Origin of the sequence: Pandoraea anapnoica, assembly GCF_902459765.1 — a bacterium.
Classification (GTDB): domain Bacteria; phylum Pseudomonadota; class Gammaproteobacteria; order Burkholderiales; family Burkholderiaceae; genus Pandoraea; species Pandoraea anapnoica.
The window spans coordinates 1-1434 of sequence record NZ_CABPSP010000037.1 but is presented as its reverse complement, the minus strand read 5'-3'; the positions used below and the strand labels follow the sequence as shown (position 1 = coordinate 1434).

The following is a 1434-nucleotide window of genomic DNA, read 5'->3' as shown; positions in this document are numbered from 1 at the left end:
CAGTGTCGGCAGCTTGTTCAGCGCTTGCAGCGTCGCGACATACCCCTCGTAGACTGGCACCGAAGGGCTATAACGGCGATCCGGGCTCGGCCCCGGGCCCGGCGGGTCATCACCCATCTGGCTGGTCAGGTACCAATTACCATCCCCGTTGCCCGCACCCGAGCCCTGTTGCAGCGTGTACGCATACGCACCGCCCATCACGGCTTGCTTGCCGTCCTTGGTCACGTAGTCACCCAGCAACGAAAAGGTGCCATTCGATTGACCGGCCACGTCCACAACCTCGATGCCGCTCACCGTCTGGGCACCCAGGCCACCGCGATTGACAACCTTCAGATTCGTCGAGCCCGACGTATTGCCTCCGACCTTGAGCATGTCGGTCTTGGAACTATCGCCATCCAGAACGGTATTGAGCACCAGCGTGCCGCCATTGCCGTTATAGTCGCCCGCGACATTGAGCACCGTGCCACCCGTGCCGCCGAAATTCACCGTGCCGCTATTCGACAGGCCAGCCATGTTGGTGGAGTAGCCGCCCAGATCGATCAGGGCGCCATTGGCAACGGAATAGTTTGAAGCCGAGGAGAACGCGCCCTCAGCGCCTTGCACCAGAGCGCCGCCGTTCACCGCGGTATCGCCCGAATAGGTGCCAGTCCCCGTCAGGGTCAGCTTGCCGGCACCGTTCTTGGTGAGTCCACCCGTGCCGTCCATCGCGCCCGAGAACGTCGTATCTGTGCTCTGCTCGAGAGTGAGGGTACCCGAACCCAGGGCCACATGGCCCTCACCCGTGAGCCCGCCCACGGTTTGGTTCAGGTTGGCTAGATCCGCGGTACCATCCTGCTCAACGGTGAGCATCCCTGCACCGAACGCGTGATCCGCGATGCCGGCCTTAGCTGTACCGTGTTCAACCGTCAGGCCACCGGTGAAGCTGTTGTCCCCCGAGAAAGTGGTGGTACCGGTACCGCGCTGAAACACGTCACCTGCCCCACTGATCTGGTTGGCCAGGGTGAAGTCGCTCGTCTTATCGATGGCCAGCGTGCCGTGACCGTAGCGCGTCGCCGCCAGCACGATATTGCTTTGATCATTGATGCTGCCGCCCTCGCCCAGCGTGAGCGTTCCCTGCGACACCGTGGTCGTGCCGGTATAGGTATTTACACCACCGAGCACCAGGTTACCCAGGCCAGACTTCGTCAGCCCGTCAGTGCCCTGAATGACAGAGTTGATCGTGGCGGTCTTGGTGGTGTCATCCACTTCGCCGTCACCGACGATGATGAGCGGATCATCCTTACCACCAAGCGTGAGGGCGCCGCCCTGAAGCACATAGCCATCGGTCATGAACTGCATGCCATTCACGCTGGGTGTAAAGCCGCTATCGATCGTGACTACGCCGCCCTTGCTGGTCGGGGTATCTCCGTTACTGAACACGGCGAAGCCGTTGCC

1 protein-coding gene is annotated in these 1434 nt (G+C 61.8%); it reads right to left on the bottom strand.

Translation table 11 applies throughout. The features are described from left to right. On the bottom strand, positions 1-1434 hold a 1434-nt coding region (locus PAN31117_RS26915; protein ID WP_150740876.1), incomplete at both ends, for an autotransporter outer membrane beta-barrel domain-containing protein.